The following is a 26,386-nucleotide window of genomic DNA, read 5'->3' on the forward strand; positions in this document are numbered from 1 at the left end:
GTCCCGTTCAATCGCCACTACTGCTTGCTGTGGAGTTCCCAGAAACGAACGTTGATGTAATCAGCCGGATCAATGCGGTAGCCGCCTATCCGGTCAGGCTGCGGAACCACCGTGGTCGGACGCGCCGCCCAGATGATGTAGTGCGAATCGACGACGATCTCGGCCGCCTGCTTGAGCATTCCCGCGCGCTCCGTGGCGTCCTCGACCTGCGGCAGCTTTGCGACGAGATCCTCGAGGTTCTGGTCGAAGAACTTGCCGGAATTGAAGAAGCCACCCTTGAGGTAGTGCGCCGAGAAGAACTTGGTCGCATCGGCAGGGCTGAGGTTTGCGTTGCCGAGCACGAAGCAATTGCTCTTGTCCGTCTTGATGGCGGTGATCGCCTCGACGAAGGGCTGTTCCTCGACTTCGACCGTCACGCCGATCTGGGACGCGGACGCCTGGAGAACGGTGGCTGCGAAGCGGAATTCGGGGAAGCCGGCCGGGACGGTGCACTTGAACGTGCCGTTGGCGATGCCTGATGCGGCAAGTGCCGCCTTTGCGGCTTCGAGATCGGTCTTGATCTCTGGCGCGTTCTTTTCCGGGCTACCGGGGAACCAGGCAGGGATCGGACCGCGGCCGATTTCCGCACGTCCCTGGAAATACTGGACCATGGCATTGTAGTCGAACGACTTGACCAGCGCGTCGCGGAAATCCTTGTTGTTGGTCGGCGCGACATCCATGTTGAAGTAGATCGCCGGCCACGCCCAGAGATTGTTGCCCTCGACCATGTTGAAGCCGGTCGACGTGCCGATACGCAGCGCGTCGTCACGCGGCACGAAATTGGCCAGATCGAACTCGCCGCCCTCAAGCCCACGCGAACGGTTGGCGCCATCGGTCACGAAGCGATCAAGAATGCGATCGAAGGGCTTTTCGGGAAACTTGCCCCACCACTTCTCGTTGCGCTTCAGCTCGATCTGCGTTCCGCGCGTCCAGGCCACAAAGGAGTAGGGGCCGGTGCCGTTGGCGTTTTCGCCGAACCAGGCTTCGCCCTGATCGGCTTCGGCGGCATGCCTGGCAACGTCCTCGTCGGCGACGATCTCAATACGGCTGAGGTTGGACGCCAGGAAGACGGTCGGGGCCTTGGTCGCGATCTTCACGGTTCGGGCATCGACGACTGTCACGTTCTCGATGTCGTCGACCAGATAACTCTGCCCCTGCCCGATCCTGAGCAGCCGGTCGAGCGTCGCCTTGACGTCATCCGCGGTGAACGGGCTTCCATCATGGAAGCTAACACCTTCGCGCAGCGTGAAGGTCCAGGTCTTGCCGTCCCTGGTCCAATCGGTTGCCAGCGCGGGCAGAAGCTTTGCCGGGTCGTCCAGATCGAAGTCGACCAGGCGATCGTAAACGTTGCGCGTGACCGTGAACTCCCAGTTCACATTGGCCTTCGCCGGATCGATCGTGCTCGGCTCGCCCGCGTCCGCATAGACAAAAGTTGCCGGTTCCTGCGCAGCCGCAGGCGTCAACGCAACGCCAGCCGCCAGCACGCTCAAGGCAGTTCCCGTTGCTCCAAGAAACAATTTCATCGGCTCCCCCTCCTGACCAAATTTGCTACATACGAGCTTGGTTCAAATCAACATATATCATATACGATGAACGTGCAAACGATCTAGTTGCAGATTCTGGGCGCTCCAGATCGATGTCGTAGGGGAGCAGCAATGCCGACGCCAAGCTTGCCGGGCAGTCTGCCGGAGGCCAAATGCATTCATCTCAAGGAACGTGCGAAAGGTGCGCGGCATTGACTGTAGCTCCGGCTCGATCGTCCACGCCCAGTCTGCCGTCATCGGGGTGGCGCTCGGCGGCGTGCCCACGCCTCGTGCGCCACGGCATCATGAACGAGTACGGCCTCATCGCAGCGCCGACGCATCTCTATGCGCACCACAAGCTAGATGCTAACGGTATGGAATCGCACGCGATCGAGGCGTTGGAAAACTGGGGCGTTCCGTGAAGATCAAGCCGCTCGCCACCGACAACCTGTCGACGCAAGCCTATGGCGCCTTGCGCGGCGCCCTGATCGACGGCGACTTCGCGCCCGGCGACAGGCTCGTCCTGCACGATATCGCCCAGAAGCTCGGAACGAGCGTGACGCCGGTTCGCGAAGCGTGCCTGCGTCTTGTCAGCGAACAAGGCCTGGAAATCCGCTCGGGCCGGTTCCTTACAGTTCCCGAACTCAACCTTGGGCGCTATCTCGAGATCCGCAAGATGCGCATCGCGCTCGAGGGTCTCGCGACGGCGGAAGGTGCTGCCAAAGCCACGTCAAAAGACGTCGACCGCCTTGCCGAGTGCCAAGCCCGATTCGTCAAGGCGAGCCTTGCGCAGGACAATTTCACGGCCATCCGTCTGAACCGCGAGTTCCATTTCGGCGTCTACCGCCTGTGCGGCATGAAAATGCTGCTCGGCCAGATCGAGAACCTGTGGGTGTCGATGGGGCCAATCCTCAAGGTCTACTACGAGGAAGCCGACGACCACTATCTCGAGGCCGAGGAGCACGTCAGCATCATGGCTGCGCTAAGGGATCACGACGCGGATGCTGCACGCGACGCGCTGGTGCGCGACATCGTGCGCGGCGGCGAGGGCCTGCTCGCCTATCTGGGCGGCCGCGCGACCAACTGATCGCGGCCGGGCGCCAGAGCGCCGCGCGTCCATTCGGACGCGCAAAGGACGCTCTAACACTTTGAATCTGCGCATCGTGCTTACCGAAAAGCGATTCCGATTTTCGGACCGATGCGCTAGCCCGGCATCACGAATGGCGCGTCGTCGAGGAAGCGTGAGACCACGTTTCCGGTCAGGCGGCTGACATTGTTGTCGTAACCGTTCTCACTCAGAGACAGCACAAACGAGATCGAGCCGGTCACGAAGACCGCACCGCCATTGGACGTCTCGAAGAACACCATGTCGGCGCGCACAAGTGCGTTCTGCTCGCCGTCCAGGCCGTGGACCATCGTGCGGAACTCCTCAGGCGTCGGCAGGGCGCCCGGCCCGAGCCCATGCGAGGTCGCCACGATGACGCCGTGCGGCGGGCTCCCGAGATCGGTGTCATAGCGATCGATCTCGATGCCCACGGAACCGCCGATACGGACGCCGAAATCTCCGATGCGTTCGTCACGCCCGATGCCGTCCACGATGAAGGCCACGCGCGGATCGTCGCTGCCCGGTTCGCGCACATAGTAGCCCGGCTTGTCGTAGAGCATGGCGGCAAATCCGACGCCGACCAGCTTCTGCGGGGCGAACCCGCTGTGGCGCCACAGTGCCGCCGGCTCGCCGGTTCCGGCAAGATGGACCTCGCCGGGCTGCGACTCCCAAGTTCGGGTGCCGGCCATGCCACGGCGCACTTCGAGCGCGGCTGGGGCCGCCGGGTGAAACGCGCAGCGCCAGTAGAACGAGTTGGCGCCCATGCAGATGTGCCGCCCGCCCCCGTTCTGGTAGGCGACCAGCGCATTCATCATGTTGAGCGTGTAGTATTCAGGATGGCTCAGCGTGCACACGACCCGGTAGGGCTGAACGGACCGCGCGCCTTCCCGGTCAAGTTCGATGTCGGTGATCAGGTCGTAGTCGATCCCCTTTTCTTCCAGCCAATCGATGAAATGCGTGTCGATGCCCAGATTGAACGGATTGGCGCGCGGCCGCATGTTGAGGATCGGACGAAGCCAGGAACTGTAGCAACGACCGCTGCCGTCGACATGCGTGTCATAGGTGGACTGCGCGAGTTCCGGATGTTCCTGGAGATGGAGATCGTCGAAGGTGAGCTGCAGGATGTGCTCTGTCAGACCTTGGAAATGCACGTGGTAAAGTCGAAGCGCATTGTTGGCATAGGCAAGGTATGTCGCCACCGAAGCAACGACCACGAGCTTGGCGCGCGGCCGATCCTTGGCCGGCGTGATGAAGAAGGGAATGAAGCTCTCGACGGCAATGGCGTCGTCGGCCTTGCCCCGATCCGACGGCAGCCGCAAGCGAAGGGCGTAGACGCCGGAGCGCCAGTCGGCCGGGACGTCCAGCGTCATCGTCGGGGACCATCCGCAATCGTAGAGATCGTCGGAATGAAAATGGATCGCACCATACTCACCCGGGGCCAGGCGCCAGTCATGGTAGGCGCCGCTCCACGCGACGCCAGTCACCGCACGGCGCGGCAGCTGGTGCAGCTTTCCATGCAGGCAATTGGCTGAGAGGTCCCGCACCTCCACGGTGTCGATGCCGATGGAAAAATCCCAGAAGGCGATCACGCCGGCATCGGGCGAACCCGTGCGCGCCGAGGGCCGCGCGGCATGAAGTGCGGCCGCATCGAGCACGCCTTCCACGATGCGCGGGGCCTCGATCTTGCCGTCGAAATGGCCACCGAGCCGTGTGGCATCGGCATCGACGTGATGCGCGGCGATCAGCAGCGGGCCAGCGGAATCGAGCGACCAGTCCGCCCTACGTTCGAAGCTGCGTTCGATCCGCTGTTCGGGGATCGTGCCGTCGGCCAGTTTCCACTGTTCCAGACTGATCGTACCGGTGTCCGGATCGAAGGATGCTGAAACCCAATGCCAGTTGCGCTCGGCCAGACCGGCGCCGGTGGACACGACGACGGGATCGCCCGATGACGTGCCAAGACAAAGTTCCAGGCCGCCCTGCCTGCTCACGCCAAGCCGGAAGCCTGTCCGGCTCTCGTCACACCAGCGGGCAATCAACGTCTGGGATCCGTCCGTCAGCCGCGTCGGCCAGACATAGCAGCCGATCGACCAGCCGCCGCGCAACGCCAGCGCGCCGCCGTCATCGACGACCACGGCCGAACCCGAAAGGATCGGCTGATCGACGCAAGCATGGACACCATCCAGCGCCGAGGGAACGACCGTATGTTTGAGTCCCGGTCCCGTCGCATCGGCGTCGGCGCAGCGGATACGAATGATGGCAACTTCGGCTTGTGCCTCGGCCGAACTCAGGTGAAACGTAACACGCTCACCTGCGGGCACGCTGATGCGATCAGGGTAACCCAGAAAACGGTTGGTCTCGACAATCATTTACTTGCACCAATCGACAGCGGAGCGCCGGCAAGCGCCTCCCAACGAAGCTTAAAAACGTGCCATTCGGCATCTGCGAGGGAGGTGAACTCTACATCGTCGAACAGTTCGACCTTTTGCCCTCGCTTGGGCGGAAGACGGCCCAGCCGCCAGCGCTTTCCGGGCTCCAGAACCAGCAGGACATAGCGCCCCTCGACCGGCCCCCAGCGCATGCGGACCAACAGTTGCTGGAGATCGCGGCTGTGCGGTCCGTTTATGTTGTCGCGAAATTCGCGCGCCAGATCGAGGCGCTCCGGATCGAATATGTACCGGACGGCAAAAGGGTCGCTCGTATGATCCATCAGGGGGCTCGTCGTGATTTGCGCGCCTTCGGGCTTTTTTCCGGCTCGGCTGGCGCGATCTCCTTGCCTTCGATTTCGGCGAGGTAATCGAGAAAATTGCGGCCACCCTCGATCAAGTCCTGCTCGAAGGCCCTGCGCACCGCCGCCTCGTCGCGCTCGGCGAGCGCCTTGAGAATGTAGACGTGCTGGTGGGGGCCTTCGTAGGTCGGGTGGCCGTGCGGATAGAGAAAGGTCAGCAAGGGACCGACCTGGATCCAGAGACGTTCGAGAATCTCGATCAGGTGCGGCATGCCCGATCTGCGGTAGACCGAGAAATGGAAATCGTAATTGTGCTGGAGCGCTGCAGGATAATCCTGGCGCTGTTCCGCATCGACCAGCTTGTCATGAATGACGGCAAGTTTCTTCAGGAACGCCGCATCGAGATGCGGCAGCGCCTGGAGTGCCGCATAGGGCTCAAGTACCAGCCTGATATCGCGCAACTCGACGTATTCCCTAAGATTCACGCGCCGGACCCGGATGTAGTAGCCGGGCTTCATCTCAAGCGCGCCATCCTTGACCAGTTGGAACAGGGCCTCCCGCACGGGCGTTTCGCTGGTGCCGAGCCGCTGGGCAAGTTCGCGTATCTTGAGACGCTCGCCTGGCTGGAAGCGCGCAGACATCAATTGCTGGCGAAGCTGCAGATAGATCTGCGACGAAAGGCTCGTCGTCTGGATTTCGCTGAGGTTCGACATCTTTGTCCACGCACTTTCGGCTGATTGCAAAACGGCAGACAACCCGTGGTGGGCCGCCTGCCGTCGTTTCAGTTTATCACCTTGTCAGCCAAGCGATCCAGCGCGCGCGCAACATTTCGCGATTTTCCCCAATCCACGCGAAGTCGGGCTTGATCAACTTCGAGTAGTTTTCGGGGGCCGTTGCGTAGAGGTTGCGTTCCTCCGGCTTCATGAGTTCGATCGCCGACTTGCTCGCGGTCGCATAGTTGACCGTGCGCATGAATTCCGGGTGAGCCTCGGAATTGGCATAGAAGAAGTCGAGATAAGCCAGCGCCGCGTTGATATCAGGCGCGCCCTTCAGGATGGACATGTAGCCGGTGTCGCGGATCGCCTGGTTCCAGGACATGGCGAAGGGCAGTCCCTCCTTGACCACCTGAAGCGAGCGACCGGAATAGCTCATAGTCATGACCACTTCGCCGCTGCGCATGATCTGCTGGACCTGGTCGCCGGTCTTCCACCACACGGCAATATGCGGGCGGATTTCGTCCAGCTTCTTGTAGGCGCGGTCGATATCCAGCGGGAACAGTTCGTCCGGCTTGACCCCATCGGCAAGCAGGGCAGCGACAGGCACCCACCAATCCCGGTCACCCGTATCGGGCAGGCCGCGCGGCCCGGGGAACTGCTTGACGTCCCAGAAATCGGCCCATGTCGTGGGCGCCTTGTCCTTGAAGACGTCGGTATTGTAGGTGATCAGCATGCCGCCGGTGGTGCGCGCCACGCCGTAGGGCGTGCAGGCATCCTCGACGCCGAACTCCATGATGCTCTTGAGCTTCGAACAGTCGATCTCGTGCAGGATGTCCTTGCGCGCCACAAGGTCGGGCGCAGTCGCCGTGACGATGTCGAACTCGATGTTACCGCTGCGCGCCATCGCCTCGGCGCGCGCCCACTGGTCCGGCACCTCGATGGCGAAAGGAACAACCTCGACGTTGTTGGCCTTGCCGAACGGCTCGTAGAAGTACTTTTCGAGCGTGTTGCCCATCGCACCGCCGGTGGTGGCGATGACGAGTTGCTCCTCGAGTTGCTGAGCGTGCGACGGCATCGAGGCCGCCACTGCCAGCGACATGGCAAGCGTCGCGGTCGTCCATTTCAACATTCTGTGCTGCATTCCAGTTCTCCCTCTTCAGTTATTGTTGGTAGCCAGGTTGCTGGAGCGCACACGCGAACGCAGCGCGTAGCTTCCCAGAAGAATTGCTATCGAAAGCAGGATGAGCAGGACGGCGATCGCCGGGATGATCGGCGTCAGGTTCTGCTCGATATCGTCGAACATTCGCCTCGGAAGCGTCTTGTCGCGGATGCCCGACAAGAAGAACGAGACGACGGGTTCGTCGAACGAAATGATGAACGCAAACAGCGCACCGCTCAGCACGTTGGGCAGTATCAGAGGCAGCGTCACCAGCCGGAAGGCAGTGAAACGCGATGCGCCGCAACTCATGGCAGCCGCCTCCAGATCCGCGTCGACCCGGCCGAGAGCTGCCGCGACGGTGAACACGACGAACGGCAGCGCCAGCACCATATGCGCCAGCACGAAACCGACCGTCGTTCCGGCAAGACCCACCTTCTGGAACAGGAGATACAGGCCGACCGCCAGCGCGATGTGCGGAACAATGATCGGGCCGATCAGCAGTATCTGGAACAGCGTCGCGAACCGGCCGGTGCCGCGCACCATGGCGTAGGTGGCAGCCGTCCCGACGATGCAGGTGCAGATCGCGGTCAGCACGGCAATCTTCAGGCTGAGCAGCGTCGCCGCCTGCCAGCGCCGGTCACCGAAATACTCGAAGTACCAGTGCAGGGTGAAACCCGTCGGCGGAAATTCCAGAAAATCGTTCTGGCCGAACGACATCGGAACAATGATGACGAGCGGCAGCATGATGAATGCCAGCACGGCGTAGACATAGGCGCTGAGCGCCAGGGATCCGGTTTGCCTGCGTCCGCTCATGCGCTCGACCCCATCAACCGCTCGAAGCGGATAGCCTTGCTGAAGATCATCGCGATCAAGGTGACGAACAGGGTCAACACGCCGACCAGGGCCGCGGCGAAGGGCCAATCGAGCACTTCACGCACCTGCTGCGAAACCAGCGTTGCGATCATCATTTCCTGTGGCGAGCCGAGCAGCGCCGGCGTCACGAAGAAGCCGAGCGCGGTCAGGAAGACAAGGATCGAGCCGCTCCACACGCCGGGCAGGCTGAGCGGTAGCATCACCTCGGCAAAGGCGCGAAACCGGCCCGCACCCAGAACGGAGGCGGCACGCATGTAGTCGTCGGGAATGTTGCGCAGCGCGCCGTAGATCGGAAGGATCATGAATGGGAGAAGCACATGCGTCATGGCGATCACCACAGCACCTTGCGTGTAGAGCAGGCGCAGCGGTTCGCTGGTCACGCCGAGCCAGAGAAGGATCGTGTTGATGACCCCTTCCCGTTGCAGCAGCACTGCCCATGCCGCCGTTCGAACAAGCACGCTCGACCAGAATGGCAGGAGCACGCAGGCAGCCACGAGCGCGGCGACGGCACCGTTCACGCGAGTCATGAAATAGGCAACCGGAAAGCCCAGAACGACAGCCAATACGGTCACGAGCAGGCTGATCCAGGCGGTACGCGCCAATACCAGCGCGTAGATCGGGTTGGTGACCACGCGGGCATAGTTGTCGAGCGTCGGCGATGGCTCGAGAAAGCTGATCGATAGTAGGTTGCCGATCGGATAGATGAACGCGAACAATATGATCGCGAAGAACGGCGCCAAGAGCACCATGGTCATGGCGCCGCTCAGCCTGCGTCCGTCCGAGCGCCATATGCCGCGGGTAGCGACCTCGGTCATCGCGGCCCCTCCGCATATAGCAGCACCGCCTCGGGCGGACAGTGGAGGTCGGCGACATCGCCTACCTTCAGGCCGCGCAAGTCCGAAGCACCAGGAACCCGCGCGCGGATTTCGCTACCATCCGGCAATCTTGCGATGATCAGAAGTGCCGCGCCTGCATAGACGATGTCCTTGATCTCAGCGCGCACGGTATTTTCGTCGCCGCTGGAAGCTGCAAGCGCGATGCGTTCGGGGCGGATCGCCAGAAGCCCCGGCTGGCCAGGCTGAAGATCGTCGACCGCCGCTTCCAGCGGCAACTGCCAGGCCGGTCCCGACGCACCTTCGACAACGATTGTGTCGGCACGCGAAACCATCCTGAAGGGCAGAAAGTTCATTTCGCCGATGAAGCCGGCGGTAAACAGGTTCGCCGGGCGCTCATAAAGCTCCTTTGCCGGACCGATCTGACGGAGGCGGCCATCCTTCAGGACAGCGACGCGATCGGCCATGGTCAGCGCTTCGCTCTGGTCGTGGGTGACGAAGACGACGGTGATGCCGAGCTCGGAGTGCAGGCGCTTGATCTCGAGCTGCATCTCCTCGCGCAGGTTCTTGTCCAGTGCGCTCAGCGGCTCGTCCATCAACAGGACGCGCGGCTGGTATACGATGGCGCGGGCAAGCGCGACGCGCTGCTGCTGGCCGCCCGACAGCTGGCTTGGCATCCGCGCGCCATAGCCGGCGAGACGAACGGTGGCTAACGCCGCTTCGGCGCGGGCATGGCGTTCCGCCTTCGCAATACCGCGCATCTTGAGCGGAAACGCCACATTGTCGGCCACGGACATGTGCGGAAACAGCGTGTACTTCTGGAAGACCATGCCCAGATTACGCCGGTTGACCGGCGTGTTGGTGACATCGTCGCCGTCGACCAGGATACGCCCCCGCGACGGGTATTCGAAGCCGGCAACGCTCATCAGAACCGTCGTCTTGCCGGATCCGCTCGGCCCGAGAAGGGCCAGGAACTCACCCGATGCGATCTCGATGTTCACGTCGTCGACAGCAGTGACGCTGCCATATTGCTTGGCCAATCCCGCGATGCGGATCGATGCACCGCTGACTGAACGCGCCTCGCTCCCCCTCATCATAGGTGGCCGACCCGCTGCTTGGCGAATGGACGAATTGTGGATGCCGCCATGCGTCTCCCTTTCAGACAAGGCAAAGGCCAACGAGGCTGCGGCTAACGGGCAAAGCACTCGTCAGACCGCAGAATTCGGGCGTTCGCGCTTAGTTATGACGTATATGATATATCTCTATGCCGTTCAGGCAAGCACAAATTTCTCGACCAGCTTCATCTGCTCGTCGAGCATGATCTTGCCACCGATCGACTTGCAGCCCATGGCTGCGGCCCGCGCTATAAGCGGCGTGACGGGCGGCGTCATGATGACATCGGCGACCACCGTATCCGGCCCGATACCATCGATTTCCACCGGCAGCGGGTCCGTCTCCTTCATGCCGACGGACGTCGTGTTCACGATGATGTCTAACCGCCTGACGTCAAACGGCCCGGATACCGTCGTGCAACCTGGATGCGCCTTCGAGACCGCTTCGGCGAGCGCCTGCGCCTTTGCGGAATCGCGATTTGCTATATGCAGTTCGCGCGCGCCAGCGGCGGCCAGCGCAAAGGCAACGGCGCGACCAGCCCCGCCCGCGCCGATCTGCAGGATGCTTTTGCCGGCCGGACTGACGCCGTTGCGCGCCAGGCCTGCAACGAAGCCAGCCCCGTCGATGTTGTCGCCGACCAGCCGGCCGCTTTCCTCGCGCCGAACGAAATTGGCAGCGCCGACATCGCGCGCGGTCGCCGTCACCTCGTCGAGATGCTTGATCACCTCGATCTTGTGGGGAATGGTGACCCCGAAACCGATGACATTGCGCATCTTGCGGATCGCACCAAGCACTGCGCCAAGATCTTCCGGCGCGACGTGGAGCGGGGAGACGGCGACATTCTTGCCGATGGACTCGAAATGCGCGTTCATGACCGCCGAGGCTCGGACATGGCCCACCGGGTGAGCAAGAACGAACATGATTTTGGTTTGGCCTGTGATCAGCAAGGTCACGTCTCCAACCTGCGTGTTTCCGGATCTGCGTTGCGCCGGCATCAGCCGGGCAAGAGCCCGACACCGTAATTGCCATAGCGCTGACCGACCCGCTCCATCTCCTCGGGAGGCAGCAGCACCGGCTCGCCTGCCTGCAGCGCCAGCAGGTACTGGCGCGCCAGCGTCTCAAGCTTGACGGTCATGTTGAAGGCCGCTTCCAGCGTCTTGCCCATGGCAATCATGCCGTGGTTGGCGAGCAGGCATGCGGTGCGGTCCTGCAGCGCGTCGACGGCCGATGCAGCGAGGTCGGCGGTTCCGAATGTCGCGTAGCGTGCGCAGCGAATGTCGTTGCCGCCAAATCCGGCAACCATATAGTGGAAAGCCGGAATGGACTTCCGCAGGCACGACAGCGCGACACACGCGTCCGCATGCGTATGCACAACCGCGTTCGCGGCCGGAAAAGCACGCAGGATCGAGGTATGCATGTGCCATTCGCTGGACGGAACACCCGGCCCATCGACCCTGCCGTCAAGATCCATCCGCACGACGCGCGCAGGTGTCAGGTTATCGCTGTTGCCGCCGGTCGGCGTGATCAGGACCGCCTCGGAGTCCCGGCAACTGACATTGCCGGTGCTGACATGGTTGAAGCCTTTTTCCTCCAGCCGGCGAACGACCGAGAGAATTTCGAGGCGCAATTCTTCATTGTTCGGCATCGTGACTCCGTTCAGATTTCCGCCTGGGTCATGGATTCGAGCGTGGGAAGGAACATGTCGACAGGGCCGAGCTTGCCCGACTTGAGGCAAAGCGCCACCGGATCGTCGGTCTCTGTCGTGGCACGCGCAATACCTGGCCCCTGATATGCGCCGATCCGCAGGCGGCCGATGCCCAGGCGCTCGACGACGGTTCCCGACGTTTCGCCACCCGCGACCACGAACCGGCGAACGCCGATCCCATGCAGGGCAATGGCAAGATCGCCGAGGATATCCTCGGCCAGCCTGGCCGCACCCTCGCGGCCGAATTTTTCCTGCGCGCGCACCACCTGATCGGGCGAGGCGGATGTGGCAATCGCAACCGGACCATCCTGCAGATTCGCCTGCGCCCAGGAAACGGCGCCCGCGACCGCGGCCTCCACGCTTTCGACTTCCGTCAGCTGGATGCGGTGCACCGGTCGCGACCGTTCGAAGGCCGCCAGTTGCTCGATCGTACGCTCGGCGCAACTTCCCGACAGGACCGCAGCACCACCGCCCACCGCCGGAAGCGGACGCTTGGCCGAGCCTTCGGGCAGCCATCCGCGCTCGCGCCACAGCGACGGATAGTGCTGAACGATAGGCGAATTGCCGGTCATCACCTTCCAGTCGACGGTCAAGGCCGCGATGGCATCGAGATCTTCCGGATAGATCGCATCCGCGATCATGTGGCGCACACCTTGGCGCATGAGATCGTCGGCATGTGCGCGCAGCGCCTTCGCCGCGCCGCGCACCAGATGGTGCGGCAGAAGACCAACGCGGGACGCCGTCTGACGCTGCAGCACGCGGACCAGGTCGGGATCGGTCATCGGCGTCAGCGGATCGAAACGTTTTGGCGAATCCGAAACGAGCTGGGTGCCGACGAACAGATGACCGTTGAACACCGCCCTGCCAACCTCCGGCGCGGACGGGCAGAAAGCGGTTCTGGCTTCACCTGCAAGTTCGAGCAACCGGTCGGCCACGGGGCCGATGTTGCCCTCGTCCGTCGAGTCGAAGGTTGCGCAGTATTTGAAGAACAACTGGCGCACTCCGGCGTCAAGCAGCGCGCGCGCCGCCTCGTCCGATTTCCTGACGGCGGCCGAGGCAGCGATGACCCGCGTCTTTTGCGCGACGACGAGGACGGGCGCGCCCCTGATTTCGCTGACGAGCGCGGGTTGCGTGACAAAACCGCAATCGACGCCAAGCGCCACGAGCATGGACGCCGTCTCCATCCCGCCAGTCAGGTCATCGGCCACCACGCCCATAATCGGCTGCATCGTAAACGCTCCTCCCAACGTGAACATCATGCTTCAACAAAATGGCGGGCTTGTCAATGTACGATACATGATATATCAGATACGCATGTTTTTGGCTGTCGCCGGTTCGGCATATGAACCGACGCCGGCAGATTTAGAGGAACGGCTGATGGACCAGCAGGTCACCAATCTCGATCGTGAGCTTCGCGCCCGCGCCCTGCGGGTCATCCCCGGCGCCATGTGGGGACACCAGAACGCGCTCCGCCTGCCCGAGGGCTATCCGCAATATTTCACCCGCACCGAGGGCTGCAGGACTTGGGATTCGAACGGCCGCGAGTACATCGATTTCATCTGCGGTTGGGGACCGATGATCCTGGGCTACAATGATCCCGACGTCGAGGCTGCCGCCGTCAGGCAGCGCAGCAACGGCGACTGCATGAATGGCCCAAGCGAACGGCTGGTCGAACTTGCCGAACTGGTGGTCGAAACGGTTCCCCACGCCGATTGGGCGATGTTCTCCAAGAACGGCACCGATGCCACGACCGCATGCATCACCATCGCACGCGCCGGCACCGGCCGACGCAAGGTGCTTTTGGCGCGCGGCGCCTACCACGGTGCGATTCCGTGGTGCACGCCCTCGGTCGCGGGCGTGACGGAAGAGGATCGCGCGCACCTCGCCTATTTCGAATACAACGACGCGGCCAGCCTCGAAGCGCTGGTCGAAGCCAACAAGGGCGATATCGCAGCCATCGTCGTTTCCGCCTTCCGGCATGACCTCGGCAAGGACCATGAACTACCGACACCGGAATTTGCCCGACGAGCTCGCGAACTGGCGGACGAGGCCAACGCAGCGCTTATCGTCGACGACGTGCGCGCCGGCTTCCGTCTAGATATGGGCGGCAGCTGGGAAGTGGTCGGCGTGCGCCCGGACCTTGCCGCCTGGAGCAAGGCAATCGCAAACGGCCATGCGCTCGCCGCCGTTACCGGCAACGACCGCTTCCGCGATGCCGCAACCAGGATCTACACGACGGGATCGTTCTGGACCGCTTCGGTTTCCATGGCCGCGGCCATTGCAACCATCAAGAAGCTGCGCGACACCGACGGCATCGGCAAGATGCGCACGGCGGGCCAGCGACTGCGCGATGGTCTCGAAGCTCAGGCCCTGCGCCATGGGCTGAAGATCCGTCAAACCGGCCCGGTTCAGATGCCTGTCATCCTGTTCGATGATGATGCCGATCGCCGCCTCGGCAATGCATTTTGCCTAGAAGCGCTGGCGCGCGGTGTCTACCTGCACCCGACGCACACGATGTTCCTGTCGGCGGCGCACACGAACGCCGACATCGACGCCGCGTTGCAGGCAACCGATGAGGCATTCGCCGCGGTCGCGCGGCTGTAAGTGAATTGCAGCACATTGGCAGGCTCTGGCGCAAAGTTCAGGGCCTGCCCTTGATATTCGCTGTGTTTTGATCGCGAGGCGGTCGCGGCTGAGGGAAAAACACCTACCGACGGGTTTCGCTGCAAGTCTCGACGAACGCGCGAATGGCCGCGATCCGGGGGCCGGAGCGGCTCCACAGGACACCCACCTTCCGACTCTCGCCATCGGCGAGTGGGATCTTGCGCAGCCGCAGCCCCTCGGGCCAGGGCGGCGACCAGTCCGGCACGATGGCAACCCCCAGCCCTCGACTGACCAGTGCGGCAATGGAGTCCAGCGCATCAAGCTCCAGCCACTCGCGCACCTTCAGCCGATGTTGCCGCAGGTAGCTGTCCACGATCTGTCCGCCCCACTGGTTCCGGTCGTAGCGGATGAAGGGCGCGGTACTGATGGCCGTCTCGGGGCGGCTATCCTCCATCGCCTCGGGCACGATCAGGACAAGCGGCTCCTCGCGCAGGGTCATCCACCCGATCGATTTCGGGATCTGGAATGGCGGCTGCACGATCACCGCAGCATCGATCTCCTCCGACAGCACACTGTGGTAAAGGTCAACCGAGGCGCCCGGCCGTACGAAGAACTCGATCAGGGGATAGCGCTGGCTCAGCGAGGCGATGACCTCGGGTAGAATGCCGGTCAGCCCTGTTGCCGTCGAGCCGAGCCGCAATTCCCCGGCGGGAAGATCGTTGGCGGCGATGGCACGCAGGTCGCGCGCGCCTGCGATCAACTGCCGAGCTTTCTCCAGCACGGCAAGACCTGAGGCCGTCGGGCGCACCGTGCGGCCTGCCCGGCCGATCAATGAATGCCCCAGTTCCTGCTCGAGCGCCTTCAGCCGCTGCGACACCGCCGCCGGGGTCAGGTTCAGCCGCCGTGCGGCCTCGGCAATCGAGCCGCACTCGGCAACCTCCACGAGGCTTTCCAGAAAGCGTATGTCCATAAGCTACATTTTCTATCTTCTGACGCTAGCAGAACAGAGATTTTACTGCTTGTCGTAGCGTTCTACAACAGTCGCCAGGCGGGCCGTTCGGCCCATGTCCCCCGCTCCACGATCCAAGGAATTTTCGATGTCAGTCCAGGACAAGTTCAGCAAGCTCGGCACCGACAACGCTCCCGGCCAAGAGGGGCGCCAGAAGACGGGCGACCTGCACAGCCTGCTGCGCGGAGAAACCCTCGCGGGCGTGCCGGTCGATTTCTCGCACGGCGATGTCGATGCCTTCACGCCCACGCCCGGCGCATTCGAGGTTTTCGCCGATGGTGTCCGCAGCGGCGGCCGCCAAGCCTACACCGAATATCGCGGAGCCAGCCAGATTCGTGAGGAACTGTCCGGCAAGCTCGCCGCCTTCACCGGCGCCCCGGTCGATGCGGCAGATGGCATGATCCTGACACCCGGCACGCAAGGGGCCCTGTTCCTTGCTGTCGCCAGCACGGTCACGCGCGGCGACAAGGTCGCCATCGTCCAGCCCGACTATTTCGCCAACCGCAAGCTGGTCGAGTTCTTCGAAGGCGAGATCGTTCCCGTGCGGCTCGACTACATGAAATCGGATGCCGAAGCGGGCCTCGACCTCGGCCAGTTGGAAGATGCCTTCCGCCAGGGCGCGAAGGTCTTCGTCTTCTCCAACCCGAACAACCCGGCAGGCGTGGTCTATTCCGAAGCCGAGATTCGCCAGATCGCCGCGCTGGCTGGCAAGTATGGCGCGACCGTGATCGCAGACCAGCTCTACTCGCGCCTGCGCTATCAGGGCGTCTCCTACACCCACCTGCGCGCAAGCGGTATCGACCCGACGAATGTGATCACCATCATGGGGCCGTCCAAGACGGAATCGCTCAGCGGCTACCGGCTTGGCGTGGCCTTTGGGGCGCCGCACCTCATCGAGCGCATGGAAAAGCTCCAGGCCGTCGTCTCCCTGCGCGCTGCCGGCTACAATCAGGCCGTGCTGCACACCTGGTTCTCGGAGCCCGAGGGCTGGATGGACGAGCGCATCCGCCTGCATCAGGCCATCCGCGACGATCTGCTGAAGGCCCTGCGCGCCGTCGACGGCATCGAAGCCCGCACCCCGCAGGCCGGCAGCTACCTGTTCCCGCGCTTGCCGGAGCTCTCGGTGGCCCCCGCAGACTTCGTCCGTATTCTGCGGCATCAGGCCGGCGTCATCGTGACACCGGGCACCGAGTTCGGACCGCATTCGGCAAACAGCGTGCGTCTGAACTTCTCGCAGGATCATGCGGCGGCGGTGAAGGCGGTCGAGCGGATGATCGAACTCGCCGGGCGATACCGCGCATGAGCGGCACGCTTCCTTCCAATTCGCCCGTACCGCAAGGGCGGTATGTGTCCGCCTCGCGGGTCGGCGATTTGATCTACACCTCCGGCATGACGCCGCGGCAGGACGGAGCCCTGATGTTTACAGGGCCCGTAGGCGCCGGCGATCCGGTGGAAAACTGGCGGGAGGCGGTGGTTCTCGCCGCCCGCAACGCGCTCGCAGCCGCGCGGAGCCGGCTTGCGGAGGGAGAGCGGATCGCGGCTGTGCCGAGCCTTACAGTCTTCATCGCTGCGGAGGCGGGCTTTGTGCTTCATTCCCGGCTGGCCGATTTTGCATCGGACTTTCTGCACGAGGAACTCGGCGAAGCCGGTATAGGCAGCCGCGCTGCCGTGGGCGTGGCCACCCTGCCCGGAAACGCCCCGATCGAAATCCAGCTGATCGCGGCAGCTTACCGATAAGAATCTGTGCCCCCGTCAGATGACGGGGGTTACCAGGCTGCCGAGGCCCAAAATGTCGACCCGCACGGTCTGGCCCCGTTCCACCGCGCCCACTCCGGCAGGAGTGCCCGTGTAGATCAGATCGCCGGGCTTCAGTTCGACCGAGGCAGACAGTGCCGCGATGATCTCGGCCACCGACCAGATCATCTCGGAAAGGTCGCCCTCCTGGCGTTGCACACCGTCGACCGAAAGGGCGATCCGGCCCTGGGCGAGATGGCCGCTTGCGGCCACCGGCGAAAGTGCACCGCAGGCCGCTGAAAAGTCGAAGCCCTTGGCAAGATCCCAAGGCCGACCGAGCTTTTTCGCCACAGCCTGAAGGTCGCGCCGGGTGAAGTCGTTGCCTGCCGCGTAGCCCCAGACATGGTCCAGCGCCGCCTCATGGGAAATATCCTTGCCTCCGGTCCCCAGCGCTACCACCAGTTCCGCCTCGAAATGCAGGTCGCCTGTCTGCGGCGGATAGGGCAGGCTCTTCCCGTCAGCCAGCAGCGCGTCCGCCGGCTTCGAGAAGAAAAAGGGGGGCTCGCGCTCCGGATCATGGCCGAGTTCGCGGGCATGTTCGGCATAGTTGCGGCCAACGCACCAGATGCGCCGTACTGGGAAACGCGCTGTTGTGCCCGTCACCGGGAGCGAAGATGGTGCAGGCGGTGGAATTACGAAATCCATTTCAATCCTCATGCGCTCATTGGTTCAGCGAATAGTCATGGTCCGGGGTAGATCAGACAATGGCTCGACCCCGGTCTCGGTGACAATCACGGTTTCCGACGCGCCGACGGTAAAGACGCCATAGCTGCGCAGCGTAGCCGGCAAATGGAAGACCATTCCCGGCTCCAACGGCCGTGACACGTCGGAAAAGAGCGACAGGACCGCCCCCTCCCCCCAGTCCGGAGCGAATGCCGCGCCCATGGAATAGCCGATGCGCTTGCGGAAAGCGGCCGTATATCCGGCCGCGTCGATCACTGCCTGCGCCGCATCGTGCGCGGCTGCACAAGGCTCGCCCGGGCGCATGGCCGCCAGCGCGGCATCGAGCGCCCGCAATGCGGTATCCATCATCGCCTGCGCCTCAACAGGAGGCGAACCTATCCAGACACTGCGCATCAGCGCGGCATGGTAGCGGTCATGGCTGGCGGCGAGCTCTAGAAAAACCCCGTCGCCTGCGCCCATTTTGCGTCGTCGCCAGGTGGCATGGGGAATGCCCGAGCGCGGGCCGGATGAAACAAGCGGCTCCATGGCCATTGCTTCGGATCCCGCAGAGATGGCGGCAGCCATCATCGCTGCCGTCACGTCATTCTCGCTCGCGCCGTCATGGCAGGCCTCGATCGCGGCAACCATGCCGGCCTGCGCGTAGGCCGCCGCATGTCGGATCGCCGCCAGCTCGGCAGGCGATTTGACCACGCGCAGCCCCTCGACCAGGCCCGAGCCATCGGAAAGCCGCAAAGGCGCCAGAGCAGCGGCGATGCGCTCGCCAAGCGCCTGGCTGACGAACCAGCCATTCCGCTCGACTGCGAGATGATGGAAACCCAACTCCGCTATCAGCGCGCCAAGTGCCTGCGCCGGATCCTCGCCATCCTGCCAGGCCCTGAGGTCCGACAGCCAGGTCGAAGCGCGCGCGCCCGTCATCTCCAACTGGCGGACCAGAAGGATGGGCTCGCCCGAAAGCGGCACCACCAGGGCTTGAAACGCGAAGTAGCCGGCGGTCTGCCGACCCGTCGCCCAGAAGATGTTCTCGGGGCCGGTCAAAAGCAGGGCGTCGGCCCCGGTGGGCCGCAGCGCCTTCTGGATCAGTGCGATGCGCTGCCGAAATTCGGCGGCAGGAAAGACCGCCTGACTGCCCATCAGGCCGTCGGGCAGAATGTCGAACGGAGGCGCGTCACGAAGCGGGGCTTGTGGCATTTCATCTCTCTTGAATGGCAATGTCAGCGCGAGAGCCAGCCCAGGAAACGGGACCGGACATTCTCGAAGTGCAAACTCATCGCAGCGCGGGCGGCTGCGCCGTCACCGGCAGCAATCGCGTCGATAACGGCGATATGCTCGCGCGCCTGATCTGCGAAACGGTCATGGGTGCGGGTAATCGTGCAGCGCCGTGCAATTGCACGCTGTTCGGCGAGTATGGCGGGCAGCAGCTCCAGCCGCGCGGCGCGTGCAACAGCAAGATGGAACTTGTCGTCCTCGGCCCAGAAATCGTCAAAGGCGACATTGCGCCCATTGGCATAGGCCGCCATGATCTCGCGTATCTCCGCCAGTTCGGCCGTCAGGCCGAAATCGGCGGCGCGGGCCGCGGCCGCGCTCTCAATCATCTGGCGCAGCTGAACGATCTCGATCAACTGCTCGACGGAGACGGACCTCACCAGCAGAACGCCGTTATCGAGCCGGCTAATGACGCGCTCCCTCTCCAATCGCGACAGAGCCGAGCGCAGAGGCGTGCGCGAAATTCCCTGCTGCTCGGCAAGCTCGCGCTCGGACAGGACGGTGTCGGGCTTGACACGACCTTGCAGGATATCCTGTTTGATCCGGCGGTAAGCCGCCTGCGCGAGCGTCTCAGAGCTCATCAACTCCCCTCCCAGCAAATGGCTTCATGCACGGATTCGACGGCGAGTGCGAGGTCTTCCAGATCCATGCCCTCCTCGGGACAGTGGCTGCCATTCCAGTTGCGGATGAAAACCATGACGCTTTCCCAACCCGCGGCGGCAAAAGCCGCAGCATCGTGGCCGCCGCCCGAAAGCATCCGGCGCGGCCTGGCGCCCCGGGCCTCCGCACCGCCGGCAACGAAATCCGCCATCGTCCCGGAAAGCCGCGCGGGCTGGCTGCGGCTCTGTTGGCCGAGGTCGAAGCGGATACCCGGACGGGCTGCCTCGATGCGGGCGATCTCGGCGCGCAACCGGCGGTCCGCCTCGTCGAGCGTGGAGTCGTCGGACGAGCGCATGTCGAGACAGAAGCCCAGCATTCCCGCGACCTTGGCCATGGCGTGGGCAGGCGTGGTTGCATCCACGCGGCCGAAGGTGACAGTCAGGTCGCCGCCTTCGGCGAGCATCTCCGCCCAAACCCGATCCATCGCCACAACAAGGTCCGAAAAGGCCACAACGGCGTCCGCTCGCCCCTCGCGCGGGGCAGCGCCGGAATGTGCCCACACACCGTTCACTCGGGCCGAACGGTAGCGCAACCCGCCACGGATCGCGGTAACGATGGCATAGGGTTCGCCCGCCATGTGCAGGACCGGCCCCTGCTCGATATGGAATTCAAGGAAGCGCGCAGGCTGTGGCGGCACGAGACTAGCCACGGCCTCGGGATCGTAGCCCTGATCGCGCATGTGATCGGCCAGACTGCGGAGCGTGTCGACCCGCTTGGCCTCCATCTCCTGGCGCGTGAGGCGTCCCAGTCCAGCGCGGGAACCGACATAGGAGACCGGAAACCACACGCTTTCCTCGGCCCGTGTAACCGTCACCACGAGGTCCGCATCGGGAGTGCGGCCCACTGCCCGCAACGCAGCCGCGAGTGCCAAGGCGCCTGCCACACCGGCTTGCCCGTCATAGGCGCCGCCTTCGGCGACGGTATCGAGGTGAGATCCTACATAGAGCGGCACGGCATCAGGGTTGCGGCCCTTCATGCGGGCGAAAAGGTTGCCCGCTGCATCGCGAGAGACGGCCAGCCCCAATGCGAGAGCCTCTTCCTCGATCATCGCATGGGCGGCACTTTCAAGGTCGCTGTAGGACGGGCGGGTCCAGCCCGGCCCTCCGGCCGAGAGCGTGTTCACCCGTGTGATGACGCGCTCGAGAGTGGCGCGGATCGTCTCGGCAGCAAGGGAGGAACGCGTGGTCATGCCGAAACCTTCCACACTTCGGGGTTAAGGGCGGTCGGCGGGAGAGCGCCAGAGAGGGCCGTTGCCACATGGCCGGCTGCGGCCTCGGCCACACGGCGAAGGGCATCCTCGGTCGTTGCGCCCAGATGGGGCGTGAAGATCACGTTTGGAAAGGCCGAAAGCGGCCCCGTCGGCGCACCCGCCGAATAGACATCCAGCGCCGCACCACCCAGGTGCCCCGTGCGCACAGCCTCATGCAGGGCATCCTCATCCACCAGGCCAGCCCGCGCGACATTCACCAGGATGGCTCCGGGCTTCATTGCCGCCAAGGCCTCGCGCCCGATCATGCGGGAGGTCTCGGCCCGCATCGGGGTATGAAGCGACACAAGATCTGCCTCTCCCAGCCCCTCAGCGAGAGTGGCTGCGCGAGCATAGCTCCCGACGTCCGAAGCGCGGGGAGAATGGACGATGATCCGCATTCCGAAGGCCTGATCCAGTATCCGGCCGGCGATACGGCCGATGGCGCCCCAGCCGACGATCAGGGCCGTCTTGCCCATGAGCTCCGTAAATCGTGCGGATTCCCGGAATCCGGCACGACCTTGACGCTCGCTGCGGTCGGCGGCAGGGATCCCACGGGCGGCGGCAATTGCGAGGCCGACCGCGAGTTCCGCCACCGATTGGGCATTCGCTCCAGGTGTGTTGGCCACCAGAACGCCTTTTTGCGCCGCCGCGATCTTGTCCACCGAATCGTGCCCGGTGCCATGGATCACCACGATGCGCAGACGGTCGGCCGCAGCGAAGGCCTGAGCCGTCAGTCCGGCGTCACGGGTAATCACCGCATCGCAGCCAGGTATATGGGCGGCAACGGTTTCCATATCAGCGGAAGGGCACAGCACAGGCTCGATCCCCTCCTTCCTGAGCAGGGTCAGGCCGGCCTCATGAATGGGCTGGACGATGAGACACTTCATGTTGAACCCTGCGGTTGGATTTGGATCTGGTGAAGGCGCGCGAGGATCGCGTCCCGGGCATGAATGAGGTGTCGGGCCATGGCGGCCTCGGCCGCTGCGCCGTCGCCGAGGCGGATGGCCTCGAGAATTTCGAGATGCTCCTCACAGCCCTTGAGGAAGCGCTCCGGCACTTGCGTATGATCAAAAATGCAGGTCCGGCGATGCAGCCCGGCGATCACGTCAGCGACGGTGCGATTGCCCGCCGCCCGAGCGATCATCTCGTGCAAGTCATTGTCGATTTGCCATTGCACATCGTCGGGCTCGGCTTCCGGGCCGTCATTCATCAGGGCACGGATGCGTGCCTCGATCTCGGCCGCACCAGCGGGAGGAGTCGCCGCAGCAGCGCGGGCGCATGCCGGTTCCAGTTCGAGGCGCAGGAAGAAGTTCTCTTCGATCTCGGCCGCGCCCAACCGCCGAACACGGGTGAACCTGCCTTCGGTCTCGGCCAACCCCTCGCTTTCGATGCGCTTGATCGCCTCGCGGACCGGGGTGCGGGACATGCCCAGCACCTCGCCCAGTGAGGCCTCCTGCAAGGCGTCCCCGGGTTTCAGCGCGCCTTCCAGGATCATGCCGATGATCCGGCGGTGTGCGTCACGCGCAAGGCTTGACGATATGGTCATTCAGCTCCCCTACCCACAAACGACGCGACCGGTACGATTTTCTCTGGCCCGACGACACCGCCAATCAGATTGCATGAAAGTAGATATTCCGACTGGAGCAAGCCCTCGGGTTTCGCTTGCAGATCAGCCAGCGCGGCACGCAGAGCCTTTGCATGTGCCAGCCAAACTATCTCGCCCTCGTCGCGAGAGACGACGGCGAAGCGGAAACGCGTGCCGACGGGCAATTGCGCCAATCGGGGCAGGTCTGCCGAAATGACGGTGGCGATCTTCGGATAGCCCCCGGTCGTCTGGCTTTCAGCCATGAGGACGATGGGCTGTCGCGAACCCGGCACCTGGATCGAGCCGGGGACGGTCGCGTCGGACACGATGTCATGTCCGCGCGCGGCCGGCAGCTCCGCCCCGCCGAGCACCATGGCCATACGGTCGCGTTGCGGCGTGACGGTGAACTCCGTTTCGGTCAGCCGAGCGATGACCTCGGCGTCGAAATAGTCGTCCTGGGGCCCAAGGACGATGCGGATCGGACTGCCCACGGCAGACGGCAGCGGGCTTGCAGGTCGCAGACAACGGTCGGCGGCCTCGTCTTTGCCGAGCGGCAGGATATCGCCCGCGCGCAGGGCGCGGCCGTCGAGCCCGCCCAGTCCGCTGCGCAAATGAGTTGCGCGGGACCCCAGAGCAAGGGGCACGGAGATACCGCCGGCAAAAGCGATGTAGCCCCACACGGCATCCTTCATCGCCCCGACTTTCAGCGTTTCGCCAGGATTCAGCCGATGGCTCTCGCCCGGCAGGATGCGCCGCTCGGCAATGCGTATGTCACAATCTCCGCCCGTCACGGCAAATCGAACGGGGCAGCTTGCGCTGAAACTGCCACCCATGCCCGCAAACTCCAGCGCCGCCGCTTCCGGTGCGTTGCCGCACAGGGCATTTGCCAGCGCCATGGCCGGACCGTCCATCGGCCCGGCAGTCGAGACGCCGAAACGCCTGAGCCCTTTCCTGCCTCCGTCCTGCACGGTGAGCATCGGGCCTGCTGTGAGAACTTCCAGGCTCATGCTGCTTCCTCAGGTTCGATTACGGCCTCACCAGCGGCAGCGCGCGCAGCGAGCCGCTCGCCGGTTGCCGAATCGATCGGCGTAAAGCGCACCCGGTCGCCGGCCTGCAAAAGAAAGGGAACTGCACGCGCCGGGTCGAACATCCTGATCGGCGTCCAACCGATGAAGCGCCAGCCCGAGGGTCCCCCAACTGAATTCACACTGCCTTGCTGACCACCGATGCCGATGCTCCCGGCCGGGACGTACTGGCGCGGCTTTGGCAGGCGCGGCGTATGAAGGATCTCCGGCAACCCGCCCAGATAGGCAAAGCCCGGCGCAAATCCGATCATGAACACGCGGTATTCGCCGCCTGCATGCAACGACACCAGTTCCTCCGGCGAGAGACCCTTCATGGCCGCGACTTCTTCCAGGTCCTGGCCGACTTCCCCGCCATAGACCACGGGGATGGTCCAGCTGCGGCCCTGCGCACCTGTTACCTCGCAGTCCCGGGAAAGCTCCGCCAGGCGCCCCTCCAGTTCCCTTCCCCTGATGATTTCGGGGTCGTAGCGAACCAGGATCGAGCGGTAGCTCGGTACGATCTCGACCACACCGGGGATCGCCGCCGCCTCCAGCGCCGCAGCCAGAGAAAGGACGCGGGCATTCACCTCGCTATCGATACGGTCACCCAACTGGAGCACCAGCGCGCTGTCGGCGCAGGGAAGAATGACGGGAACCATGCCGTCACGCACACTGCGCATCGGTCACATCAGCACCCTGGTAGGGCAGAGGCGAAGATGACTCCGTATCCATCGGCTTTCCTGTTGCTTTCGAGCGTTCATCAAAAGGGCTTGTGATTTCGGTATACCACATGTATCCATTGTGAACAGACGGAGGCATCCTGTCAATCAGGGCTGTCACCGCCCCCCGCTTTCAACAGACCCGCATCGGGCGCTCAACGTGCCCGGCCCGAAGGAAACCGGAATGACCAGAAAGCTCGATCTCAACTGCGACATGGGCGAAAGCTTCGGCGCCTACACGATCGGCGACGATGCCGCGATGCTTGAGCTGGTCACCACGGCCAACATCGCCTGCGGCTTCCATGCCGGCGACCCCGTAGTGATGCGGCGCACGATTCGCATGGCGCGCGAAAACGGCGTCTCGGTCGGGGCGCATCCTTCCTTCGCCGATCTCTACGGCTTCGGCCGCCGGCGCATCTCCGGCGAACGGCCCGAGGATCTGGAGACCCAGCTGATCTATCAGATCGTCGCCATGCAAGGCATGTGCGCGCTGGAAGGCCATCCGATGACCCATGTGAAGACCCACGGCGCGCTGGGGAACATGGCAGCGGTGGATCCCGACCTCGCGGCGCTGTGCGTGCGTGCGGTAAAGGCCGTGGACCCTGCTTTGGTCTATGTCTCGCTGCCCTATTCCGAGACCTACACGGCTGCCGAAAAGGCGGGTCTCCGCGTCGCCTGCGAAATCTACGCCGACCGCAGCTACACCGATGCGGGCGAGCTCACGCCCCGCAGCCAGCCCGGCGCGGTCATCCACGATCCGCAGCACAGCCTCGACCAGGTTCTCGAGATGGTGGTCGGCGGCCATATCCCCACTACGGGCGGCAAGCGGCTTCCGGTCGAGCCGGCAACGCTTTGCGTCCATGGCGATACGCCGGGCGCGGTTGAAATTGTCCGCACCCTGCGCGCGGCCCTCGTCAAGAACGGCGTCGAAATCGCGCCGTTCGCAAAATCCTGAAGGATTCCGAGATGAGTAGAATTGTGTACCTCAACGGCGCCTGGCTGCCCGAGGAGGAAGCCAAGGTTTCCGTGTTCGACCGCGGCTTCCTCATGGCGGACGCCATCTATGAGGTGACCTGCGTTCTGGACGGCAAGCTGGTCGAATACCCCGGCCACGCCGCGAGGCTTCAGCGTTCCGCCCGCGAACTCGGCATGATTGTGCCGCTGGACGACGAGGAATTGCTGGCCGTGCATCGCGAGATCGTTGCCCGCAATTCGCTGGATCAGGGGATGATCTACCTGCAGCTGACCCGTGGCGTGGCCGATCGCGATTTCGCCTATCCGCCCGCCGATACGCCGGCCACGCTGGTTCTGTTCACACAGGCGAAGAACGTGCTGGAAAACCGCGCCGCCGAAACCGGCATTGCGGTCTCGCTGCTTCCGGACCTGCGCTGGGGACGCCGCGACATCAAGACGATCCAGCTGCTCTACCCCTCGATGGCCAAGATGGAAGCCAAGGCCCGCGGCGCCGACGACGCGTGGCTGGTGCAGGACGGACAGGTGACCGAAGCCACCGCCGCCAGCGCTCACATCGTCAACGACCAAGGCGTGCTGGTCACCCGCGATCTCTCGCATGCGCTGCTGCCCGGAATCACCCGCGCCTCGGTGCTGGAACTGGCAGCGCAGCATGGCGTCCGCGTAGAGGAACGGGCCTTCACCCCGGAGGAAGCCAAGGCCGCGCGCGAAGCCTTCATCACCTCGGCCACCAATTTCGTCGTACCAGTCACCCGGATCGACGAGGCGGCCGTTGGTACGGGGGCGCCTGGCCCGCTGACGCGCGACCTGCGTCGGCTCTACGTCGACACCCGGCGCGCGGCGGCGATCTGAGGTCGAGTTCCCGGACCGGTGACCGCAGCAAGCATCCCCGGCCGGGCTTCCGCCCATTCCTTCAGCGAAAGCAGCCAGTAGCAGGGCATGACCCCGAAAATTGACAATCCTTTTGTTTGCGACTCGGGTACTCCAGTGGT

26 protein-coding genes are annotated in these 26,386 nt (G+C 63.9%); 6 read left to right on the forward strand and 20 right to left on the reverse strand.

The window, feature by feature from the left end; all coding sequences use genetic code 11:
- Positions 1–17: 17 nt before the first annotated feature.
- Entirely contained in the window at positions 18–1,562 is a 1,545-nt protein-coding gene (locus ABSY17_RS03315) for an ABC transporter substrate-binding protein (RefSeq protein ID WP_378942318.1), read from the reverse strand.
- Positions 1,563–1,980: 418 nt separating this feature from the next.
- On the opposite strand from ABSY17_RS03315, the gene ABSY17_RS03320 reads away from it, so the two are divergent.
- On the forward strand, positions 1,981–2,649 hold the full coding sequence (locus ABSY17_RS03320; RefSeq protein ID WP_378942320.1) for a GntR family transcriptional regulator: 669 nt from the start codon (positions 1,981–1,983) through the stop codon (positions 2,647–2,649).
- A 116-nt stretch (positions 2,650–2,765) separates the two neighbouring features.
- Here the strand turns inward: ABSY17_RS03320 and ABSY17_RS03325 are convergent, their stop codons facing one another.
- The 10 genes from ABSY17_RS03325 to otnK all read right to left on the reverse strand — a co-directional run bounded on the left by ABSY17_RS03325 (position 2,766) and on the right by otnK (position 13,020).
- Positions 2,766–5,033: a N,N-dimethylformamidase beta subunit family domain-containing protein gene (locus ABSY17_RS03325; protein WP_378942322.1), complete on the reverse strand. Its 2,268-nt coding sequence runs from the start codon at positions 5,031–5,033 to the stop codon at positions 2,766–2,768.
- Positions 5,030–5,374 carry a hypothetical protein gene (locus tag ABSY17_RS03330; protein ID WP_378942324.1) on the reverse strand — a complete coding sequence of 115 codons (345 nt, stop codon included), beginning with the start codon at positions 5,372–5,374 and terminating at the stop codon, positions 5,030–5,032. Before ABSY17_RS03330 ends, ABSY17_RS03325 begins: the two co-directional genes overlap by 4 nt.
- Positions 5,374–6,105, reverse strand: a complete 732-nt coding sequence (locus ABSY17_RS03335; protein WP_378942326.1) for a GntR family transcriptional regulator — start codon at positions 6,103–6,105, stop codon at positions 5,374–5,376. Before ABSY17_RS03335 ends, ABSY17_RS03330 begins: the two co-directional genes overlap by 1 nt.
- A 76-nt stretch (positions 6,106–6,181) precedes the next feature.
- Positions 6,182–7,249 (reverse strand): ABC transporter substrate-binding protein, encoded by a 1,068-nt coding sequence (locus ABSY17_RS03340; RefSeq protein ID WP_378942328.1) that lies wholly within the window; start codon positions 7,247–7,249, stop codon positions 6,182–6,184.
- A 15-nt stretch (positions 7,250–7,264) separates the two neighbouring features.
- The gene (locus ABSY17_RS03345; RefSeq protein WP_378942331.1) at positions 7,265–8,080 is read right to left on the reverse strand and encodes an ABC transporter permease; all 816 of its coding nucleotides are present in this window, start codon (positions 8,078–8,080) and stop codon (positions 7,265–7,267) included.
- Positions 8,077–8,895, reverse strand: a complete 819-nt coding sequence (locus ABSY17_RS03350; protein ID WP_378942532.1) for an ABC transporter permease — start codon at positions 8,893–8,895, stop codon at positions 8,077–8,079. Before ABSY17_RS03350 ends, ABSY17_RS03345 begins: the two co-directional genes overlap by 4 nt.
- A gap of 56 nt (positions 8,896–8,951) precedes the next feature.
- Positions 8,952–10,067, reverse strand: coding sequence for an ABC transporter ATP-binding protein (locus tag ABSY17_RS03355; RefSeq protein ID WP_378942535.1), 1,116 nt, complete (start codon positions 10,065–10,067; stop codon positions 8,952–8,954).
- A 177-nt stretch (positions 10,068–10,244) separates the two neighbouring features.
- A complete protein-coding gene (locus tag ABSY17_RS03360; RefSeq protein ID WP_378942333.1) occupies positions 10,245–11,006 on the reverse strand; it encodes a shikimate dehydrogenase family protein in 762 nt (253 codons plus the stop codon).
- A 74-nt stretch (positions 11,007–11,080) separates the two neighbouring features.
- Complete coding sequence (locus ABSY17_RS03365; protein WP_378942335.1) at positions 11,081–11,731, reverse strand: class II aldolase/adducin family protein; 651 nt, start codon at positions 11,729–11,731, stop codon at positions 11,081–11,083.
- A gap of 11 nt (positions 11,732–11,742) precedes the next feature.
- A complete protein-coding gene (gene otnK, locus ABSY17_RS03370) occupies positions 11,743–13,020 on the reverse strand; it encodes a 3-oxo-tetronate kinase (protein ID WP_378942337.1) in 1,278 nt (425 codons plus the stop codon).
- Between the two features lie 148 nt (positions 13,021–13,168).
- Here otnK and ABSY17_RS03375 point away from each other — a divergent pair, with 148 nt between their 5' ends.
- Complete coding sequence (locus tag ABSY17_RS03375; protein WP_378942339.1) at positions 13,169–14,395, forward strand: aminotransferase class III-fold pyridoxal phosphate-dependent enzyme; 1,227 nt, start codon at positions 13,169–13,171, stop codon at positions 14,393–14,395.
- A 103-nt stretch (positions 14,396–14,498) separates the two neighbouring features.
- On the opposite strand, the gene ABSY17_RS03380 is transcribed toward ABSY17_RS03375, so the two are convergent.
- Entirely contained in the window at positions 14,499–15,365 is an 867-nt protein-coding gene (locus ABSY17_RS03380; protein ID WP_378942341.1) for a LysR family transcriptional regulator, read from the reverse strand.
- Positions 15,366–15,492: 127 nt separating this feature from the next.
- Here ABSY17_RS03380 and ABSY17_RS03385 point away from each other — a divergent pair, with 127 nt between their 5' ends.
- Positions 15,493–16,707: a pyridoxal phosphate-dependent aminotransferase gene (locus ABSY17_RS03385; RefSeq protein ID WP_378942343.1), complete on the forward strand. Its 1,215-nt coding sequence runs from the start codon at positions 15,493–15,495 to the stop codon at positions 16,705–16,707.
- Complete coding sequence (locus ABSY17_RS03390) at positions 16,704–17,141, forward strand: RidA family protein (RefSeq protein WP_378942346.1); 438 nt, start codon at positions 16,704–16,706, stop codon at positions 17,139–17,141. The genes ABSY17_RS03385 and ABSY17_RS03390 overlap by 4 nt, the downstream gene beginning before the upstream one ends.
- A gap of 15 nt (positions 17,142–17,156) precedes the next feature.
- Here ABSY17_RS03390 and ABSY17_RS03395 read toward each other — a convergent pair whose 3' ends face one another.
- Genes ABSY17_RS03395 through pxpB form a run of 8 tightly spaced genes read right to left on the reverse strand, consistent with a single transcriptional unit; the run spans position 17,157 to position 24,362 of the window.
- Positions 17,157–17,843: a fumarylacetoacetate hydrolase family protein gene (locus tag ABSY17_RS03395; RefSeq protein ID WP_378942348.1), complete on the reverse strand. Its 687-nt coding sequence runs from the start codon at positions 17,841–17,843 to the stop codon at positions 17,157–17,159.
- Positions 17,844–17,867: 24 nt separating this feature from the next.
- Positions 17,868–19,070 carry a M24 family metallopeptidase gene (locus tag ABSY17_RS03400; protein WP_378942350.1) on the reverse strand — a complete coding sequence of 401 codons (1,203 nt, stop codon included), beginning with the start codon at positions 19,068–19,070 and terminating at the stop codon, positions 17,868–17,870.
- 23 nt (positions 19,071–19,093) lie between these two features.
- Positions 19,094–19,726 carry a GntR family transcriptional regulator gene (locus tag ABSY17_RS03405; RefSeq protein ID WP_378942537.1) on the reverse strand — a complete coding sequence of 211 codons (633 nt, stop codon included), beginning with the start codon at positions 19,724–19,726 and terminating at the stop codon, positions 19,094–19,096.
- On the reverse strand, positions 19,726–20,994 hold the full coding sequence (locus ABSY17_RS03410; RefSeq protein ID WP_378942353.1) for a hydantoinase/carbamoylase family amidase: 1,269 nt from the start codon (positions 20,992–20,994) through the stop codon (positions 19,726–19,728). Before ABSY17_RS03410 ends, ABSY17_RS03405 begins: the two co-directional genes overlap by 1 nt.
- The gene (locus tag ABSY17_RS03415; protein WP_378942355.1) at positions 20,991–21,941 is read right to left on the reverse strand and encodes a hydroxyacid dehydrogenase; all 951 of its coding nucleotides are present in this window, start codon (positions 21,939–21,941) and stop codon (positions 20,991–20,993) included. The genes ABSY17_RS03410 and ABSY17_RS03415 overlap by 4 nt, the downstream gene beginning before the upstream one ends.
- Positions 21,938–22,600, reverse strand: coding sequence for a GntR family transcriptional regulator (locus ABSY17_RS03420; RefSeq protein ID WP_378942356.1), 663 nt, complete (start codon positions 22,598–22,600; stop codon positions 21,938–21,940). The genes ABSY17_RS03415 and ABSY17_RS03420 overlap by 4 nt, the downstream gene beginning before the upstream one ends.
- Positions 22,597–23,646, reverse strand: coding sequence for a biotin-dependent carboxyltransferase family protein (locus ABSY17_RS03425; protein WP_378942359.1), 1,050 nt, complete (start codon positions 23,644–23,646; stop codon positions 22,597–22,599). Before ABSY17_RS03425 ends, ABSY17_RS03420 begins: the two co-directional genes overlap by 4 nt.
- Complete coding sequence (gene pxpB, locus ABSY17_RS03430) at positions 23,643–24,362, reverse strand: 5-oxoprolinase subunit PxpB (protein ID WP_378942539.1); 720 nt, start codon at positions 24,360–24,362, stop codon at positions 23,643–23,645. Before pxpB ends, ABSY17_RS03425 begins: the two co-directional genes overlap by 4 nt.
- A gap of 244 nt (positions 24,363–24,606) precedes the next feature.
- Between pxpB and ABSY17_RS03435 the strand changes: the two genes are divergently transcribed.
- Entirely contained in the window at positions 24,607–25,377 is a 771-nt protein-coding gene (locus ABSY17_RS03435) for a LamB/YcsF family protein (protein ID WP_378942361.1), read from the forward strand.
- An 11-nt stretch (positions 25,378–25,388) separates the two neighbouring features.
- Positions 25,389–26,246 carry a D-amino-acid transaminase gene (locus ABSY17_RS03440; protein ID WP_378942363.1) on the forward strand — a complete coding sequence of 286 codons (858 nt, stop codon included), beginning with the start codon at positions 25,389–25,391 and terminating at the stop codon, positions 26,244–26,246.
- Positions 26,247–26,386: the final 140 nt, after the last annotated feature.

Origin of the sequence: Mesorhizobium sp. ANAO-SY3R2, assembly GCF_042466635.1 — a bacterium.
Classification (GTDB): domain Bacteria; phylum Pseudomonadota; class Alphaproteobacteria; order Rhizobiales; family Rhizobiaceae; genus Aminobacter.

Excerpts from the sequence above, each read along its gene's own strand:
- ABSY17_RS03395 (WP_378942348.1), bottom strand. The coding sequence starts at position 17,843 with ATGGATTTCGTAATTCCACCGCCTGCACCATCTTCGCTCCCGGTGACG.
- ABSY17_RS03315 (WP_378942318.1), bottom strand. The coding sequence starts at position 1,562 with ATGAAATTGTTTCTTGGAGCAACGGGAACTGCCTTGAGCGTGCTGGCG.
- ABSY17_RS03410 (WP_378942353.1), bottom strand. The coding sequence starts at position 20,994 with ATGACCACGCGTTCCTCCCTTGCTGCCGAGACGATCCGCGCCACTCTC.
- ABSY17_RS03405 (WP_378942537.1), bottom strand. The coding sequence starts at position 19,726 with ATGAGCTCTGAGACGCTCGCGCAGGCGGCTTACCGCCGGATCAAACAG.
- ABSY17_RS03355 (WP_378942535.1), bottom strand. The coding sequence starts at position 10,067 with ATGAGGGGGAGCGAGGCGCGTTCAGTCAGCGGTGCATCGATCCGCATC.
- ABSY17_RS03390 (WP_378942346.1), top strand. The coding sequence starts at position 16,704 with ATGAGCGGCACGCTTCCTTCCAATTCGCCCGTACCGCAAGGGCGGTAT.
- ABSY17_RS03400 (WP_378942350.1), bottom strand. The coding sequence starts at position 19,070 with ATGCCACAAGCCCCGCTTCGTGACGCGCCTCCGTTCGACATTCTGCCC.
- ABSY17_RS03420 (WP_378942356.1), bottom strand. The coding sequence starts at position 22,600 with ATGACCATATCGTCAAGCCTTGCGCGTGACGCACACCGCCGGATCATC.
- ABSY17_RS03440 (WP_378942363.1), top strand. The coding sequence starts at position 25,389 with ATGAGTAGAATTGTGTACCTCAACGGCGCCTGGCTGCCCGAGGAGGAA.
- ABSY17_RS03350 (WP_378942532.1), bottom strand. The coding sequence starts at position 8,895 with ATGACCATGGTGCTCTTGGCGCCGTTCTTCGCGATCATATTGTTCGCG.
- ABSY17_RS03385 (WP_378942343.1), top strand. The coding sequence starts at position 15,493 with ATGTCAGTCCAGGACAAGTTCAGCAAGCTCGGCACCGACAACGCTCCC.
- ABSY17_RS03340 (WP_378942328.1), bottom strand. The coding sequence starts at position 7,249 with ATGCAGCACAGAATGTTGAAATGGACGACCGCGACGCTTGCCATGTCG.
- ABSY17_RS03330 (WP_378942324.1), bottom strand. The coding sequence starts at position 5,374 with ATGGATCATACGAGCGACCCTTTTGCCGTCCGGTACATATTCGATCCG.
- ABSY17_RS03360 (WP_378942333.1), bottom strand. The coding sequence starts at position 11,006 with ATGTTCGTTCTTGCTCACCCGGTGGGCCATGTCCGAGCCTCGGCGGTC.
- ABSY17_RS03325 (WP_378942322.1), bottom strand. The coding sequence starts at position 5,033 with ATGATTGTCGAGACCAACCGTTTTCTGGGTTACCCTGATCGCATCAGC.
- ABSY17_RS03375 (WP_378942339.1), top strand. The coding sequence starts at position 13,169 with ATGGACCAGCAGGTCACCAATCTCGATCGTGAGCTTCGCGCCCGCGCC.
- ABSY17_RS03415 (WP_378942355.1), bottom strand. The coding sequence starts at position 21,941 with ATGAAGTGTCTCATCGTCCAGCCCATTCATGAGGCCGGCCTGACCCTG.
- otnK (WP_378942337.1), bottom strand. The coding sequence starts at position 13,020 with ATGCAGCCGATTATGGGCGTGGTGGCCGATGACCTGACTGGCGGGATG.
- ABSY17_RS03345 (WP_378942331.1), bottom strand. The coding sequence starts at position 8,080 with ATGAGCGGACGCAGGCAAACCGGATCCCTGGCGCTCAGCGCCTATGTC.
- ABSY17_RS03335 (WP_378942326.1), bottom strand. The coding sequence starts at position 6,105 with ATGTCGAACCTCAGCGAAATCCAGACGACGAGCCTTTCGTCGCAGATC.
- ABSY17_RS03435 (WP_378942361.1), top strand. The coding sequence starts at position 24,607 with ATGACCAGAAAGCTCGATCTCAACTGCGACATGGGCGAAAGCTTCGGC.
- ABSY17_RS03365 (WP_378942335.1), bottom strand. The coding sequence starts at position 11,731 with ATGCCGAACAATGAAGAATTGCGCCTCGAAATTCTCTCGGTCGTTCGC.
- ABSY17_RS03380 (WP_378942341.1), bottom strand. The coding sequence starts at position 15,365 with ATGGACATACGCTTTCTGGAAAGCCTCGTGGAGGTTGCCGAGTGCGGC.
- ABSY17_RS03425 (WP_378942359.1), bottom strand. The coding sequence starts at position 23,646 with ATGAGCCTGGAAGTTCTCACAGCAGGCCCGATGCTCACCGTGCAGGAC.
- pxpB (WP_378942539.1), bottom strand. The coding sequence starts at position 24,362 with ATGGTTCCCGTCATTCTTCCCTGCGCCGACAGCGCGCTGGTGCTCCAG.